Origin of the sequence: Stenotrophomonas maltophilia group sp. Smal17 (genome assembly GCF_030237045.1) — a bacterium.
Lineage (GTDB): Bacteria > Pseudomonadota > Gammaproteobacteria > Xanthomonadales > Xanthomonadaceae > Stenotrophomonas > Stenotrophomonas forensis.
Genome location: NZ_JASJSU010000047.1, coordinates 21,832 through 33,987, shown reverse-complemented (window position 1 = coordinate 33,987; position 12,156 = coordinate 21,832). Strand labels below are relative to the sequence as shown.

Genomic DNA, 12,156 nt, shown 5'->3' with positions numbered 1-12,156 from the left:
GCGGCATGGATGCCGCGGCCAAGCCCCCATGGACGGGTTTACGGCGTCTCCCGCAACCGGACCCACCCCGCCATCCCACAGGAAACCCGCCTTTGCTTCGGCTGTTGCCGTTGCTCCGGCGGGTAGCGGGTGCAGGGCCGCGGGCCCTGCCGAATCCCTACCTGCCCATCACCCGGGCGATCGCTTCCACCAGCAGTTCGCCGGTGACCGGCTTGCGCAGGAAGCCACCAATACCTGCCGCTTCCACCTGTTGCTGCAGGTCCGGATCGGTACGCGCGGTCACCGCCAGCAGCGGCAGCATGTAGCCCTGGTTGCGCAGGTGCTGGGCCAGCTCGAATCCACTCAGGCCCGGCAGGTCCAGATCGAGCAGGCCGACGTCGAAATCGCCGGCACTGATCTCGCGCAGCGCCGCCAGCGCATGCCCGGCATGTACCACTTCGTGGCCTCGTGCGCTCAGCAGGCCGCGCACCACGTCGGCCACGGTCGCGTCGTCCTCGACCAGGAGCACCCGCAGCGGTGGCATGTTCGCAGCCTCCTCGCGATGCGTTCCGCCCTCGGCTTCGGCACTGGCATCGACCACCAGCGGCAACGGCAGGGTAACGCCGAAGCAGGTGCCGCGGCCCAGCTGGCTTTCCACCTGGATGCGCCCCTGCATCGCCTGCGCCAGTTCACGGCAGATCGCCAGGCCCAGGCCGCTACCACCGTACTGTGCGGCGGTACGTGCACCGTCGGCCTGCTCGAAGCGCCGGAACAGGCGCTGCTGCTGTTCCTGGCTGATGCCCGGGCCGGTGTCGCGCACCTCGAAATGCAGCGCGCGCAGCTCACCATCGCTGCGCGCGTGCAGCGTGATGGTGCCACGGCTGGTGAACTTGACCGCGTTCGAGAGCAGGTTGAGCAGGATCTGCCGCACCCGCATCGCATCGCCGGTGGCCTGCAGGCCGGGCGGCAGCTGGTTGTCGAGGGTGAAGCGCAGCCCCTTCTGCGCAGCCAGCGGCCCCATCAGCGCGGCCAGATCCTGCAGCAGGCAGCTCAGCGCGAAGGGTTTGTGCTGCAGCTCCAGTCGCCCGGACTCGATACGCGCCAGATCCAGCGCGTCGTTGACCAGGTGCAGCAGATGTTCGCCGGCATGCCGGATCGATTGCGTGTAGCCCCGCTGCTGCGGGTCCAGCGGCGAGGCCAGCAGCAGTTCACTCATGCCCAGCACGCCGGTCATCGGCGTGCGGATCTCGTGGCCGAGGTTGGCCAGGAAACGGGTCTTGGCCGCCGAGGCCTGCTCGGCCAGTTCCTGCTTGTGCAACGCCAGCTGGTAGGCGTGACGACGCTGCAGGCGACGCCGGTACAACCAGGCGAACCAGCTGGTCAGCAGCAACGCGATGGACGCCAGCACCAGCAAGCCAGACAGGCTGCGCCACCACGGCGGCTGCACGCGGAACTCCAGGCTCTGCACCCGCGACCAGACATGGTCGGCCGAGCGTGCCTGCACTTCCAGCCGATAACTGCCCGGGGGCAGGCGCGAGAACAGGCGCTCACCGGCCGGCCCGACTTCGACCCAATCCGGATCGTAGCCGGCCAGGCGGTAGCGATAGGTATTGGAGGCCGAATCGGCGAACGACAGCAGCCGTGCGACGATGCGCAGGTCGCGATCACCATCGACGATCTGCAGCGGCGTGTCATGGGTCAGGTCGAGCACCTGCTCGTTGCGGCGCACCTCGACCCGTTCGATCACCAGGGGCGCGCGCCGCACCGATGGCCGCACCAGTTCGGGATCGAACACCACCACGCCGGCTGGCGTTCCCGCCACCAGGTGGCCGTCGCCTGACATCACCAGGGTGTGCTCGCGGAATTCCTGGCTGGGCAGGCCATCGTGCACCCCATACAGGCGCACGCTCTGGCCGTCGGCGCCAATCCGCACCAGGCCGCGCGCACTGGTGGCCCACGCCACGCCCTGCGCGTCGACCACCAACCCCGACGCGGAGATCGCTGGATAGCCCTGCTCGGCGCCGACCACCGCCTGCCGTTCCAGCCGCCCCTGGCCCCAGCGATAGCGCGACAGCCGGCCATCCTCGGACAACCACACCTGGCCATCGCGGCCTACGTGCAGCGCATGGATCGCGGTCGCAGGGGCGCCCGGTACCGGCTGGAAGCGCTCGCTTTCCGGCAACCACTGCAGCAGGCCGCGGCTGCTGGCCAGCCAGATGTGGTCCTGCGGCCCGCACTCGACATCCAGGTTGAGCTGCCCCTGCTGCAGGCCGCGCTGGCCATTGTCCAGCTGGCGGCGCAGGCGCCCGTCCAGGTCGCGCTGCTGCAGGCCGGACGGCAGCATCAGCCACAGGCTGTCGCCATCACAGGTCATCATCGATTCGATGACCCCCTCCATGGTCGCATCGGCACCGGCGTCACGCCCCCAGCGCCGCAGATCGCGCAGCTTCGGGTCATAGCGCAGCAGTGCATCGTTCGAACCGATCCAGACCTGGCCGCGGCGATCCTCGCGCACCGAGGTCAGCCAGTGCATGCCATTGACCCAGGTGCGGTGCTGTTCGACCTTGCCGGTCTTCGGGTCGAAGCGGTCCAGCGCACCATGGCCACCCACCGTCCAGATGCCGCCATTGCTGGAGGGGCTGGTGCCCAGGACAAAGGCGTTGCGCAGCGAGCTGGGGTCGTCCTCCAAGCGTGACAGCACCGAGAACTGCCACCAGCGGGGCAGCAGGTGCCACAGCCCGGCATTGGTACTGGCCAGCCAGATTCCACCCTCACGATCTTCGTAGGCACCGGTCCAGTTCGGTCGTACCGGGCCACGCGCCACCGCGCTGTACAACGGCACGCCCTGATACTGGCCATCGACCGCACGGCCGAGGCCGGTTCGGGTGTCCAGCCAGTAGCCGCCCTGTTCATCGCGCAGCATCATGCCCAACACCTGCTCCCCTTGCGGAAGCTTCCACGGCGGAGTCTCGAAGCGACCGTCGGGGCGGCGCACGGTGGCACCGGCCATCGTGCTGATCCACAGGCTGCCGTCGGGCTCGGCGGTCAGGCCATTGATCAGCAGGCTGGGGATGACGTCGCTGCCGACACGTTCGAAGTCGGTCCCGGTCCAGCGCGCTACGCCATGCTTGGTACCAATCCACAGGCTGCCGTCGGCCAGGGTTGCCAGATACGGAACCGATGCGGCCGGCAGGCTGCGCGGATTGTTGGCCTCCGGCAGGAAGCGCTGCAGCCGATCCTGGTTGTCCAGCCGGTACAACCCTCCCTCGTGGGTACCGAACCAGACCGAACCGTCCGGCGTGGCCGCCAGGCTCCAGACCGTGTTGGTCCCCATCAGCGGCTGGCTGCTGCGGTCGTAGAAGTGCAGCTGGCGGCGGTCGGCGGACATCCGCACCAGGCCGGCATTCTCGGTCCCGATCCAGAGCTGGTTGCGCGCATCGACCAGCACCGTCCAGATCCGGTTGTCGCGCAATCCGTCCTCCGAACGCCAGATCCGGTAGTTGCGCCCGTCGTAGCGGGCCAGGCCGTCGTTGGTGGCGATCCACAGGTAGCCGTAGCGGTCTTCGGCCATGCGGTTGACGGTATTGGACGGCAGGCCGTCGAACACCGTCACCTGGCGCGGACTCGGGGGCACAGGCTGCGCGGCAGCGGGTGACAGGCCACACAGGAGGATCAGCAGCAGCATCGCCGCCCGCAGATACGCCACCGATTGCCTCCTCACGCTGCCCTGATGATTCCCGCGCTGCGGGCGTCGGCATGGTAAACCGAAAGTCGCGTCATTCACGCTTGGCTCCGGCGCTTTCAGGCCATGTCCTGTCGCTTGGCACGAGCCTGCACGATCGCCGCCACCAGCATGTCGCCGGTGACCGGCTTGCGCAGGAAACCATCGAATCCCGCGGCGAGAACCTGCGACTCGGCATAGGCGTCGGAACGCGCGGTCACCGCCACCAGCGGCAGCTCATAGCCCAGCGCGCGCAGCTGGCGGGCGATCGCGGTGCCGTCCAATGCCGGCAGATCGAGGTCCAGCAGGCCAACATCGAAGCCGTCGGTGGCGATCTCGGACAAGGCCCCCAGGCCGTGCAGCACGTGCACGACGTCATGCCCCCGGCTGCGCAGCAGGCCGGCGATGACTTCGGCCACGGTGGCATCGTCCTCCACCAGCAGGATGCGCAGCGGCGGCAGTACCGGCAGCGACGGAACGTCACCTGCGGCAGCGGCCGCCTGCCGCGTCCAGGGCAGCGGCAACCGCACCCGGAAGCGCGCGCCCTTGCCGGGCGAGCTTTCCACGTCGATGCGCCCGCCCATCGCCACCGCCAGCTCCTGGCAGATCGCAAGGCCCAGCCCGCTGCCGCCATAGCGCGAGGCCGTGCGTGGGCCATCGGCCTGCTCGAAACGGTGGAACAGGCGCTCCTGCTGCTCGGCGTTGATGCCCGGCCCGCTGTCGTACACCTCGAAACAGACGCCCCCGCCGTTGTCCTCCAGGCGCACGGCCAGGCCGACATGGCCGCGCTCGGTGAACTTGATCGCGTTGCCCAGCAGGTTGAGCAGGATCTGGCGCACCCGCATCTCGTCACCACTGACGCTGATCGGACCCTGCGGATCGTTGCCACGCTGGAAATCCAGCCTGCGCTGCTTGGCCATCGGCTGCATCAGCACCTGCACCTGGTCGAGCAGGCCGGCCAGATCGAACGGACGCAGGTCCAGCTCCAGCCGGCCGGCCTCGATGCGGGCGAGGTCCAGCGCATCGTTGACCAGTCGCAACAGGTGGCTCCCGGCCTGCTGGATCGAGCCGGCATAGCTGCGCTGCACCGGGTCCAGCGTCGTGGCCAGCAGCAGCTCGCTCATCCCCAGCACACCGGTCATCGGCGTGCGTACCTCATGGCCCAGCGTGGCCAGGAAGCGGCTCTTGGCCTGCGAAGCCTGCTCGGCCAGTTCCTGCTTGTGCACGGTCAACTGCCACTGCTGGCGACGGCGCAGGCGCCCCCTGATCGACCAGGCCAGGGTGAGCAGCAGCAGTGAACCGATCAGGATGTAGCCGAAGATCGCCATGCCACTGCGCCACCACGGCGGCAGCACCTTCACCTTCAACTGCTGCGAAGGCGTCCATGCACCGTTGGCGGTGGCCGCCTGCACTTCGATGACGTAGCTGCCGGTGGGCAGCCGGGACAGCGTACGCTGGCCATCCCCGCCCTGCTCCACCCAGTCCTGGTCATAGCCGCGCACCCGGAAGCGGTAGCGGTTGCCCTGCGGATTGGCATACGACAGCAGGCGTGCGTCGATCTGCAGGTCACGATCATCCGGCCCCAGCAACAGGGTGCCGGTGTCCGGCAGGGGCTGCCAGCCGCGCGCGTCATCGCGGCGCACGCGCACCTCGGCAATCACCAGCGACGACGCGGGCAACGCGACGTCAACGGCATTCACATCGAACGCGACCAGGCCGGTCTGGGCCACGGCGAGGACGCGGCCATCGGCGTTCACTGCCGGAGGCCGGCTGGTGAATTCGGCATCGGACAGGCCATCGCGTTCATTGAACAGTTGCAGTCGCCGCGCCTTGGGATCCCAGCGCAACAGGCCGCGCGGCGTGGTCGCCCACACCCGGCCGTCGTCGGCCAATGCCAGTCCGCCCATGCTCACCGGCGGCACGCCGGCACTTCCATCAACGCGCTGGATCAGGCGCAGGCTCATGCCATCCCACTGGTAGCATTCGAGCGCGCCTTGCCGGGCCAGCCACAGCTGCTGCGGGTCGACCCACACCAGGTCGAAGATCAGCCCGCTGGAAACACCCGGCACCGCCTCGAAGCGCCCCGCCTGCTCGCGCCAGATGCCCATTTCACCCATGATCCACGCCTTGCCATGGGCATCGAAGCGGATCTGTTCGATCGGTGAATCGGCCGCCTTGCGGAAATCATCCAGCGGATAGCTGCGCAGCACCCGGCCATCGGCGCTGCGCTGCTGCAGGCCCAGGTTCATCACCGACAGCCAGACCGTGCCATCGGGGGCCTGCCGCATCAGATCGATACGCTGGCGCAGGTCGGCGCCACCGTCGATCCGCCAGTCCTGCAGCGCGCGGCTGGCCGGGTCGTACACGCTGATGCGGCCGGCTCGGCCCAGCCACAGGCGCCCGTCCGGCCGCGGCAGCACCGACCACACCGCGCCACTGCCAATCTGGCGGTCGCTGGCCAGCAGGCGCAGCGTGCCGTGCGCATCCAGCTGGTACACGCCGTGCGCCGAGCCCACGTAATACGCCTGGCCGTCGCTGGCCGCGCTCAGCAGGTACTGGCTGTCCAACGGCTTGCCATCGAGCTGGTTCCAGATCGAAAAACGGCGCCAGTCCGGCGGCAGGTAAGCCAGCCCCTGGGTCAGCAGCGCCACCCACACTCCGCCCTCGTGGTCCTGCAGCAGATCGAGCACACCGCTCTGGGCGGTAAGGAAACCACTGCCGCGGTCGCCGTCGAGCCGCCACAACGCACTGGCATCTCCGCGCAGCAGACCGTCGGACGTACCCGCCCAGTAGCCGCCCTGGCGGTCGGCCAGTACCAGTGCCGAACGCAGGCGGGCGCTGTCGGTCCACCGCGGGCGGCTGACCCGGTCCTGCGCATCGATGCGATAGAGGCCGTCGTTCTGGCTGCCGATCCAGATCGAGCCATCCGCATCGCGGCTCATCCGCAGCACGCTCAACGTGCCCAGCTCCCGCGCCGCCACCGGCTCGAACCCATGGCCGTTCCAGCGTGCCACGCCGGCCTCGGTGCCGATCCACAGGCGACCGCGCGCATCGACCAGGCTGCTGTAGATGGTGTTGCTGGGCAGGCCGTCCGCGCGCGCAGGATCATGCTTGAAGAAGCGCAGGCTGCCGTCCTCTCCGAACCGGCAGATCCCTTGGCTGCTGGCGCCGATCCACAAGGCGTCCTCGGCATAGGCCAGCGTCCAGAACTGGCCCAGGCATGGGCCATTGACCGCATCGAAGGTCCTGAAGCGCTCACGGTCGGCATCCAGGCGGGCCAGCCCCTTGCCGTTGATGCCTACCCATACGCGGTCCAGCGGATCGACCAGCAGCGTCTCGATCTCATTGCCCGGCAGCGAGCCCGGCTGTTCCGGATCATGCTCCCAGACCCGCAGGCTGGCACCGTCGTAACGCACCAGGCCGCCATCGGTGGCGGCCCAGACGTGGCCCTGGCGATCCTCGGCCAGCGCCAACACCATGCGCGAGGGCATGCCTTCGGCCGCGCCGAAACGGCGCAGGCGTGGTGTTTCCGCCATTTCCAGGGGCGCAGCCGCTGCGGCGAACGCCATCAGCAACAGCCCCAATCCCGCGATGCCTCGCCACCACAGGCGCCAGCTGCTCGTCATCCTGAACCCCCTGTCCTGCCCCGATTGTCACACAGGCCCGCGTTCATGACTGCAACAGCCTGTTTCCACGGGCAGTGGCACCACGAACTGTTGCAGCCATGCACGCATCGTTGGCAGGGGCCTGTGCGTATGATCGCAACGTCCCCCTTCCGGAGCCCGCCATCGATGCGTTCCTGCCTGGCCCTGCTGCCGATGCTGCTCGCCACCGCCCCCGCCTGGGCGGATGCAGACACCTACCGCCTCGATCCGGTGCATACGCGGGTGTTGTTCAGCATCGACCACGCGGGTTACTCGCAGGCCATGGGCACGGTCTCGGGCAGTGAAGGCCGCCTTCAGTTCGATCCCGACAACTGGCGCGAAGCCACGCTGGACGTCGAGGTACCCGTGTCGCGATTGGACCTTGGCGATGCCAAGTGGAACCAGGCCACGCTGGCCCGCAGCCTGCTCGACGGCGAACGATTCCCGAACGCGCGATTCGTCTCCAGCCGCGTGGAACCGATCGATGCCAAGCGTGCCCACGTGATCGGCACCCTCACCCTGCGCGGGGTCAGCCAGGAGATCACGCTGGAGGTGACGCTCAATGCCATCAAGCGCTATCCCCTTCCCCCATTTCGACGCACCGCCGGTTTTTCCGCCAGCACCACGCTGAGCCGGCGCGCGTTCGGCATCACCGCCTGGCCGGGCGTCATCGGTGATGCCGTACAGCTGAGGATCGAGGCTGAGGCCACTCTCGACCGCAGCGACGCCCCGGGAACTCCCGCTCCCGTCCCGCACTCCGACCCCAAGACGGCCCGCTAGAGGACCTTTCATGACCGCCAAGAACACCCCCGCCGCCTGGGGGAGTGTCAGCCAGATCCTGCATTGGTTGATTGCACTGCTGATCCTCGCCCTGGGCGTGGTCGGCCTGACCATGGGTGAATTGCCCAAGACCCCGAAGTATTTCTGGGTCTACACCGCGCACAAGTCGATCGGCATCACCGTGCTGGCGCTGGTGCTGTTCCGCCTCGGCTGGCGCCTGTATGCCGGAGCGCCCAAGCCGGTGCCGGGTGTGCCCAGCTGGCAGGAGCGCATCGCCAGTGCAACCCACGTGCTGTTGTATGTGCTGATGTTCGCCATTCCGCTGTCGGGCTGGCTGTACGACTCGGCCAGTGGCCTGCGCCCGTTCCGCTGGTTCGGGCTGGTTGACGTACCCAAGCTGAGCGGCCCCGACCCTCAGGTTGTCGCGGTGTCCCATGCCATCCACGAATACGGCTTCTGGCTGTTGATCGCGGTGGTGCTGGCCCATGCCGGCGCTGCTTTCTACCACCACCTGTTCCAGCGCGATGCAACGTTGTCCCGCATGTTGCCGCGCGGCTGGCTCGCCTCCCCTCAGAAGGACTGACCGATGACCCTGAAACTGACCACCCCGGCCGCCGTGGCCGCCGCCCTGGCCGGCATGCTGGCCACTGCCCCGGTGCTCGCCGCCGACTACGCGCAGGCCCCCGGTGCCGGTTCGATCCTGGTGTTTGCCACCAAGTACGACGGTGAAGTGTTCACCGGCAGCTTCCCGGGCTTCGCCACCAAGCTCAGCTTCGACCCGGCCAACCCGGCCGCCGGCTCGCTGGACGTGGTGATCCCGCTGGCCGGTGCCAAGAGCGGCAACAGCGACCGCGACTCGACCCTGCAGACCGCCGACTTCTTCAACGTCGGCAAGTTCGCCACCGCACGCTATACCGCCAAGGGCTTCCGCGCGGTGGGCAACGACCAGTTCGCCGCCGATGGCACCCTGGAACTGCGCGGCGTCAGCAAGCCGGTCACCCTCACCTTCACCTGGAAGCCGGGCACCCAGCCGGTGCTGACCGGCAAGGCCACCGTGAAGCGCCTGGACTTCGGCGTGGGCGGCGGTGACTGGGCCGACACCAAGACCATCCCCGACGAAACCGCGATCAGCACGATCGTGAAGTTCAACGCGAAATAAGACGATCCCGGTAGTGCCGGGCGCTGCCCGGCATTAACGGATATCGGGTGGTTGCCGGCCAGCGGCCGGCACTACCTGATCGCATTCGGCCAGCCAGGCCTGCACGGTGGCCGCATCGAACGGCCAGTCCAGTTCGCGCTGCCCCGCCTCGTCGCGCAGCACCGGTACCCGCGCGCCATAGCGCGTCTCCAGCGCAGGCTGGTCGTCCAGGAACACCGATTCGAACTCCGGTGCCCGCGCCTTGGCCAGTTCGGCCAGGGCCAGGTCGCACAGGTGGCAATCGTCACGCTGGATCAGGGTCAACACCGGTTCGGCTCCCGTGGCGGAAATGCTGCGCCGCAGCCATCGCATGGCCCGGCAAGCCGGTAGAATAGCGGCTTGTCCGGTACCCGCAGTTTGGCATCCATGGCTGTCAGCACGTTCGACGTTTTCAAGATCGGCATTGGTCCGAGTTCCTCGCACACCGTCGGGCCGATGAAGGCCGCCGAGCGATTCATCCATCGCTGGCTGCTCGATCCGGGCCGCCTGCACGAGGTCGCGCGCATCCGCGCGGATGTCTATGGCTCGCTGGCGCTGACCGGCCGCGGCCACGGCACCGACAAGGCGATCCTGCTCGGCCTGGAAGGCCAGCGGCCGAACCTGATCGACCCGGACATCATCCCGGCCACCCTGGAGCGCATCCGCAGCAGCAAGCGCATCCAGCTGATGGGCCAGCACGAGATCGCCTTCGACGAGAAGCGCGACCTCGGCATGAACAAGCGCCAGAAGCTGCCGTACCATACCAACGGCATGCGCTTCACCGCGTACAACGCCGACGACGAAGTGATCGCCACCCGCGATTACTACTCCGTTGGTGGCGGCTTCGTGGTCAACCAGGACGACGCGGCCGATGACCGCATCGTGCCCGACGAGACGCCGCTGCCCTACCCGTTCAAGAGCGGCGACGAGCTGCTGGCGCAGACCGCGCGCAGCGGCCTGAGCATCGCCCAGCTGATGTTCGAGAACGAGAAGTGCTGGCGCAGCGAGGACGAGATCCGCGCCCAGCTGCGCGAGATCTGGAGCGCGATGCAGTCGTGCGTGACCCGCGGCATCCGTGAGGAAGGCGTGCTGCCGGGTGGCCTGAAGGTGGGCCGTCGCGCACCGGCGCTGTACCGCGAACTGTCGTCGAAGCCGGAAGCAGCAATGCGCGACCCGCTGACCACGCTGGACTGGGTCAATCTGTACGCGCTGGCAGTGAATGAGGAAAACGCCGCCGGTGGCCGCGTGGTGACCGCGCCGACCAACGGTGCCGCTGGCGTGCTGCCTGCGGTGCTGCACTACTTCGACCGCTTCTGCCCCGGCGCGAACGAGCAGCGCGTGTTCGACTTCCTGCTGACCTCGGCGGCGATCGGCATCCTGTACAAGGAGAACGCCTCGATTTCCGGTGCCGAAGTGGGCTGCCAGGGCGAAGTGGGCGTGGCCTGCTCGATGGCGGCCGGCGGCCTGGTCGCAGCGCTGGGTGGCAACCCGAGCCAGATCGAGAACGCCGCGGAAATCGGCATGGAACACAACCTGGGCCTGACCTGCGATCCGATCGGCGGCCTGGTGCAGATTCCGTGCATCGAGCGCAACGCGATGGGCGCGGTGAAGGCGATCAACGCCTCGCGCATGGCCATGCGTGGCGACGGCAAGCACAAGGTATCGCTGGACAAGGTCATCAAGACCATGCGCGATACCGGCCGCGACATGCAGGACAAGTACAAGGAAACCAGCCGCGGCGGCCTGGCGGTGAACGTCATCGAGTGTTGAGGTGTAGAGCCGAGCCCATGCTCGGCTTCGCATGACGGGATGCATTACGCTGGGGGCTCCCTCGCCCCCGAGAACGCCATGCGCCTGCTCGCTGCCGCCCTGCTCGCCTGCCTGCCGATGTCCGCCCTGGCCGCGCCGACCTATGGTCCGCGGCTGGAAGGTTTCGACTACGGCTATCCAGTGAAGACCTTCGCGCTGGAATCGCAGCAGCAGCCGCTGGAAATGGCCTACCTGGATGTCCTGCCCAAACGGCGTGCCATCGGGGTGGTGGTGTTGCTGCACGGCAAGAACTTCTGCGCGGCCACCTGGCAGCAGACCATCGCCCCGCTGCTGGCCGCGGGCTACCGGGTGATCGCACCGGACCAGGTGGGCTTCTGCAAATCCAGCAAGCCCGAGCGCTACCGGTACAGTTTCGCGCAGCTCGCCGCCAACACCCACGCCCTGCTGCAGCAGCTGCAGCTGGGTGATGTGCCGGTGCACCTGGTCGGCCATTCGATGGGCGGCATGCTTGCCGTGCGCTATGCGCTGATGTACCCGCAGGACCTGCGCAGCCTGTCACTGGTCAACCCGATCGGGCTGGAAGACTGGAAGGCGCTGGGCGTGCCGTGGCGCAGCGTCGACGAGTGGTATGCCGGCGAACTGAAAACCAGCTACGACAGCATCCGGCGCTACCAGTTGGACGTCTACTACGATGGCCAGTGGAAAGCCGACTACGAGCCGTGGGCGCGGATGCAGTCGGGCATGTACGAAGGGCCGGGCAAGCAGGCCGTTGCCTGGAGCCAGGCGTTGGCCTCGGACATGGTGTTCAACCAGCCGGTGGTCTACGAACTGAAGCACCTGCAGGTACCGACCACCCTGTTCGTCGGCCAGAAGGACCGCACGGCGATCGGCCGCGACCGCGCATCACCGGCGCTGAAGGCCACGCTGGGCAACTACCCGGCACTGGGCAAGGCCGCGGCGGCAGCGATCCCCGGCGCAACACTGGTCGAATTCGCCGAGCTGGGCCATTCGCCGCAGGTACAGGATCCGAAACAGTTCAACGCCGCGTTGTTGAAGGCGTTGAAGGCGCGCTGAGGGGGGCGCGC

The 12,156-nt window shown here is 68.0% G+C and carries 8 protein-coding genes; 5 read left to right on the top strand and 3 right to left on the bottom strand.

From position 1 onward, the window contains the following. Positions 1-157: 157 nt before the first annotated feature. Both QRO93_RS13435 and QRO93_RS13430 read right to left on the bottom strand, forming a co-directional pair. A complete protein-coding gene (locus QRO93_RS13435; RefSeq protein ID WP_285304257.1) occupies positions 158-3,685 on the bottom strand; it encodes a hybrid sensor histidine kinase/response regulator in 3,528 nt (1,175 codons plus the stop codon). A 95-nt stretch (positions 3,686-3,780) separates the two neighbouring features. Next, positions 3,781-7,326, bottom strand: coding sequence for an ATP-binding protein (locus QRO93_RS13430; RefSeq protein ID WP_285304256.1), 3,546 nt, complete (start codon positions 7,324-7,326; stop codon positions 3,781-3,783). 165 nt (positions 7,327-7,491) lie between these two features. Here QRO93_RS13430 and QRO93_RS13425 point away from each other — a divergent pair, with 165 nt between their 5' ends. Genes QRO93_RS13425 through QRO93_RS13415 form a run of 3 tightly spaced genes read left to right on the top strand, consistent with a single transcriptional unit; the run spans position 7,492 to position 9,283 of the window. Then, complete coding sequence (locus QRO93_RS13425) at positions 7,492-8,124, top strand: YceI family protein (RefSeq protein WP_180879283.1); 633 nt, start codon at positions 7,492-7,494, stop codon at positions 8,122-8,124. Between the two features lie 10 nt (positions 8,125-8,134). Next, the gene (locus tag QRO93_RS13420; protein ID WP_005410672.1) at positions 8,135-8,707 is read left to right on the top strand and encodes a cytochrome b; all 573 of its coding nucleotides are present in this window, start codon (positions 8,135-8,137) and stop codon (positions 8,705-8,707) included. Between the two features lie 3 nt (positions 8,708-8,710). Then, the gene (locus tag QRO93_RS13415) at positions 8,711-9,283 is read left to right on the top strand and encodes a YceI family protein (RefSeq protein ID WP_008268387.1); all 573 of its coding nucleotides are present in this window, start codon (positions 8,711-8,713) and stop codon (positions 9,281-9,283) included. A 33-nt stretch (positions 9,284-9,316) separates the two neighbouring features. On the opposite strand, the gene QRO93_RS13410 is transcribed toward QRO93_RS13415, so the two are convergent. Further along, positions 9,317-9,589 carry a glutaredoxin family protein gene (locus QRO93_RS13410; protein ID WP_053451366.1) on the bottom strand — a complete coding sequence of 91 codons (273 nt, stop codon included), beginning with the start codon at positions 9,587-9,589 and terminating at the stop codon, positions 9,317-9,319. A 99-nt stretch (positions 9,590-9,688) separates the two neighbouring features. Between QRO93_RS13410 and QRO93_RS13405 the strand changes: the two genes are divergently transcribed. Both QRO93_RS13405 and QRO93_RS13400 read left to right on the top strand, forming a co-directional pair. Beyond that, the gene (locus QRO93_RS13405; protein WP_006464040.1) at positions 9,689-11,071 is read left to right on the top strand and encodes an L-serine ammonia-lyase; all 1,383 of its coding nucleotides are present in this window, start codon (positions 9,689-9,691) and stop codon (positions 11,069-11,071) included. A 78-nt stretch (positions 11,072-11,149) separates the two neighbouring features. After that, positions 11,150-12,145: an alpha/beta fold hydrolase gene (locus tag QRO93_RS13400; protein ID WP_285304255.1), complete on the top strand. Its 996-nt coding sequence runs from the start codon at positions 11,150-11,152 to the stop codon at positions 12,143-12,145. The last annotated feature ends 11 nt before the right edge of the window (positions 12,146-12,156 follow it).